5 protein-coding genes and 1 pseudogene are annotated in these 4230 nt (G+C 71.6%); 4 read left to right on the top strand and 2 right to left on the bottom strand.

What is annotated here, in order from left to right:
• From H488_RS37280 to H488_RS38370, 4 genes and pseudogenes are all read left to right on the top strand, one after another.
• Positions 1-408 (top strand): annotated as a pseudogene (locus H488_RS37280) (DDE-type integrase/transposase/recombinase); the annotation flags it as partial.
• 39 nt (positions 409-447) lie between these two features.
• Positions 448-1362, top strand: a complete 915-nt coding sequence (locus H488_RS33240) for a Mu transposase domain-containing protein (RefSeq protein ID WP_017834562.1) — start codon at positions 448-450, stop codon at positions 1360-1362.
• Positions 1359-2246, top strand: a complete 888-nt coding sequence (locus H488_RS38375) for an ATP-binding protein (protein ID WP_305808860.1) — start codon at positions 1359-1361, stop codon at positions 2244-2246. The genes H488_RS33240 and H488_RS38375 overlap by 4 nt, the downstream gene beginning before the upstream one ends.
• On the top strand, positions 2243-2410 hold the full coding sequence (locus H488_RS38370) for an ATP-binding protein (RefSeq protein ID WP_373419182.1): 168 nt from the start codon (positions 2243-2245) through the stop codon (positions 2408-2410). Before H488_RS38375 ends, H488_RS38370 begins: the two co-directional genes overlap by 4 nt.
• Positions 2411-2743: 333 nt before the next feature.
• On the opposite strand, the gene istB is transcribed toward H488_RS38370, so the two are convergent.
• A complete protein-coding gene (istB, locus tag H488_RS33230) occupies positions 2744-3529 on the bottom strand; it encodes an IS21-like element helper ATPase IstB (protein WP_017834561.1) in 786 nt (261 codons plus the stop codon).
• Positions 3529-4230, bottom strand: a 702-nt coding sequence (locus H488_RS37510) for a Mu transposase domain-containing protein (RefSeq protein WP_017834560.1), incomplete at its 5' end; no start/stop codon positions are given. The genes istB and H488_RS37510, both read right to left, overlap by 1 nt.

Below are 4230 nucleotides of genomic sequence, written 5' to 3'. Positions count from 1 at the left end.
CTGGATCACCGAACCGGGTCTGTGGCTGCAGTTCGACTGGGGCGAAGGCCCGAAGGTGCCCGGCGCGGACGGGGTGCCGCGGCGCACGTGGCTGTTCTGCGCCTGGCTGGCCTGGTCGAGGTATCGGGTCGTGATCCCGGTCTGGGACCAGACGCTGCCCACGCTGATCGGGTGCCTGGATGCGACCCTGGCCCTCATCGGCGGGGTGCCCACCTACGTGCTCACCGACAACCCCAGAACCGTGACCGTCGATCACGTGGCCGGGGTTCCGGTGCGCCACCCGCAGATCGTGGAAGCCGGCCGGCACTACGGCACCCAGGTGCACACCTGCGTGCCCTACGACCCCGAGTCCAAGGGCGGGTCGGAGTCCACGGTGCGCATCGCCAAGGCCGATCTGGTGCCCACCGANAAGCCGGCCGGCACTACGGCACCCAGGTGCACACCTGCGTGCCCTACGACCCCGAGTCCAAGGGCGGGTCGGAGTCCACGGTGCGCATCGCCAAGGCCGATCTGGTGCCCACCGAGGCGAACCTGCGTGAGCAGTACGCCTCCTTCGCCGCACTCGAGGCCGCCTGCGCGGCGTTCTGCACCAAGGTCAACGGGCGCACCCACCGGGAGACGGCCAAGATCCCGGAGCACGCTTTGGCCGAGGAACAACGACGGTTGCACGTGCTGCCGGCCGCCCCGCACACCACCGCCCTGGGGGTGACCCGCACGGTGGGCACCGACCAGACCATCCGGTTCGGCTCGGTGCGCTACTCCACCCCACCGGGCCTGGTCGGGGCCGAGGTGTGGGTGCGGGTCGCAGCCGAGGAGCTGGTGGTCGTCGCCGACCTCGACACCCTTCCGGTGGCCCCGGGGTGGGCGGCCGGGCGTGCCGGGCTCACCGAGGTCGCCCGCCACCGCCTCTCGACCCCGGGCAATCCGCGGATCGACCTGGCCCACTACCCCGACCACCCCCAAGACCCCACTGGTGCCCCACGCCCGCCCCGGCCACGAGCCCGCAGCGCGGCGGAGAAGGACTTCCTGGCCCTGGGCGCCGGGGCGCACACCTGGCTGATCGAGGCCTCCGCGGCCGGGGCTACCCGGATCCGGGCGAAGATGGCCGCCGCGGTTGAGCTCGCCGCCCTCATCGGGGCCGGGCCCGTGGACGCCGCCCTCGGGATCGCCGCGGCCGCCGGGCGCTTCAGCGAAGGGGATCTGACCGCGATCTGCGATCACCAGGCCACCGGGGCCACCGCCGCCGGACTCGTGGCCGCCGACGAGACCCACTCCGCCCAGCCCGGCACCGCCGCCTGGGCCACCTTCGGCGCCACCACGACAACCAGCACAACCACCACAACCGAGGAGACCGCTCGATGAACACGGCCACCACCGCCCCGGCAGCACCGCCGCTGCCCGAAGACCTCGCCGCGGTGCTCAAGCGCATGCGGATGCCCTATCTGCGCGCGGCCGCCCCCGAGGTGTTGGCCACCGCCCGTTCCCAACGGTGGGACCCCACCGAGGTACTGCGGGTGCTGCTGGCCGAAGAGGCCCGCGGGCGTGATGAGGCCACTCGGGCCGCCCGCCGCAAAGCCGCCGGACTGCCCGCCGGGAAGACCTTCGCCTCCTGGCGCGAAGCCGATTCCTCGATCCCGGTCCCGACCCAGTCGGCCCTGGCCACCCTGGAGTGGGTGGGGCGGGCGGAGAACCTCGCNCGCGGGCGTGATGAGGCCACTCGGGCCGCCCGCCGCAAAGCCGCCGGACTGCCCGCCGGGAAGACCTTCGCCTCCTGGCGCGAAGCCGATTCCTCGATCCCGGTCCCGACCCAGTCGGCCCTGGCCACCCTGGAGTGGGTGGGGCGGGCGGAGAACCTCGCGATCTCGGGGCCTTCGGGCACGGGCAAGACCCATTTCGTCGAGGCCCTGGCCCATCAGGTCATCGACGCCGGGATGCGGGTCTCCTGGTTCACCCTCGAGTCGCTGACCGCCGCGATCGGCCGCGCCGGGGCGGACGGCTCGATCGGCAAGACCATCGCCCGGATCACCCGGGCCGAGCTCATCGTCGTGGACGACATCGGGATGCTGCCCTCGGGCCAGGCCGCCGCCGAGGCCTTCTACCGCCTCGTCGATGCGACTTATGAACGCCGCAGCCTCGCGGTGACCTCGAACATCCACCCGGCCGGGTTCGACACNCGGGCCAGGCCGCCGCCGAGGCCTTCTACCGCCTCGTCGATGCGACTTATGAACGCCGCAGCCTCGCGGTGACCTCGAACATCCACCCGGCCGGGTTCGACACGATCATGCCCAAGACCCTGGCCACCGCCGCCGTGGACCGGCTCCTGCACCACGCCCACGTGATCATCACCGAGGGCACCTCGCTGCGGCTCACCGAGGCCACCGCCGGACGCGGGGTGGTCCCACTGAACTGACCGGCAGGGAGGTCAACTGACCGCGGACAGGGAGATCAGCTGTCCGCCCACGGGGAGATCACCTGACCGCCTACCGGGAAGTCCCGCTGACCGTTGACACGGCACCGGTCGATGCACCGGGCCGGGCGTGGAGATGCGCGATGGCCACCGCGCGGTCGTTGAGAGCCCGTGCCGGGGCGGCCCGGACGACCGGGGGCGGTTGTCGCCGCCGTGCTCGCCGGCGTCTGTCAACGACGGTCGAAAAGTGAGCAGTAGCGACGGTCGAAAAGTGAGCAGTAGCGACGGTCGAAAAGTGAGCAGTAGCGACGGCCCAAAAGTGAGCAGTGGATGTCGCTAGTTGGCTTGGTGGGTGGTGCTGGGCAGGGAGTCGGTGCCCAGGGTCTTGAGCCGGTAGCTGGCGCCTTTGAGGGTGTGGACCTCGGTGTGGTGGACGATGCGGTCGATCATGGCCGCGGCGATGGTGACGTCGCCGAAGACCTCGCCCCAGCGGGCGAAAGGCAAGTTGCTGGTGAGGATCAGCGAGGCCTTCTCGTAGCGGGTCGAGACGAGCTGGAAGAACAGGTTCGCGGCCTCTTGCTCGAAGGGCAGGTAGCCGACCTCGTCGATGATGATCAGCCGGTACCGGCCCAGCTTGCGCAGCTCTGCGTCCAGGCGCCCGGTGTCGTGGGCGCCCTTGAGCCGGTGGATCCAGTCCACGGCGGTGGCGTAGAGCACCCGGTGGCCCTGCTGGCAGGCGGTGATGCCCAGGGCCGTGGCCAGGTGGGTCTTGCCCGTGCCCGGGGGCCCGAGCAGCACGATGTTGCCGGCCTCGGCCAGGTACCGGCCCGAGGCCATCGCGGCGTAGTCGGTGTGGGTGATCGCCGTCTGGGCAGTGAAGTCGAAGTCCTCGGCGGTCTTGATCGCGGGGAACCCTGCGGCAGTGATCCGCAGCCGGGCCCCGGAGGCATTGCGGGCGCCGACCTCGCGCTCGAGCACGGCGGCCAGGTACTCCTCGTAGGACCAGTGCCCCGCACGGGCAGTGTCGGCGATCCGGGCGGCGGCCTCACGGATCCTCGGCGCCTTCAGCGAGGTCGTGAGGTAGTCCAGGGTCTTGGTCGTCTCAGCGGGTGTGGTGGCCATCAGGCGACCTCGATCCCGAACGCGCGGTCGTAGTCGGCCAGATCCCGCACCAGCGGATCCGGCTCGGCAACCGGGTGGGGGTGTTGTTGGTAGGCCCGGCGCAGCACCGCAGCGGTAGCCACGTGCGCCGGGTCGGTGACCGTGGTCGCTGACGCCCAGCAGCGCGCGTGCTCGGCCACGACCCGGCCCTGGTGACGCACGAGCACCCGATCCAGGTCGGCGGTGACCTCGACCATGGCCCCGATCACGGTCGGGTCCACGGAGTAGTCGTTGCCGGCGACCCGCACGTAGTAGTCCCGACCCAGCCGCACCCACCAGCGGTGCCCGATCGCCGGGGCGACCGGCGGCACAGGGAGCATCGCGGCCCGATCAGCGGCGATCAGCTCCGCCGGCCGGGCGGCGATGGCCCGCACCCGCCGGGTGTTGGCACCCACCAGCCACTGGCGCAGTTGGGCGTTGAAGTCGGCCGGGGAAGCGAAACTGCGTCCGGGCAGGAACGAGGTCTCGAGATAGCCGTTGGCCCTCTCCACGATGCCCTTGGACTCCGGGTCGTAGGGCTTGAGCTGCACCAGGGTTGCCGCCATCGTGCCCATGAACGCGGCCACCCCCTCGGCCGGGCGGCCCCCGCGACCGATGCCGGACTCGTTGTCCCAGACCCACCGCCGCGGCACGCCCTGGATCTGCTCGACCACCAGGTGCCA

Source organism: Kocuria sp. UCD-OTCP, assembly GCF_000349605.1.
In the GTDB taxonomy this organism is placed as follows: Bacteria; Actinomycetota; Actinomycetes; order Actinomycetales; family Micrococcaceae; genus Kocuria; species Kocuria rosea.
The sequence above is the reverse complement of the archived record's forward strand: the minus strand, read 5'-3'. Positions and strand labels throughout refer to the sequence as shown.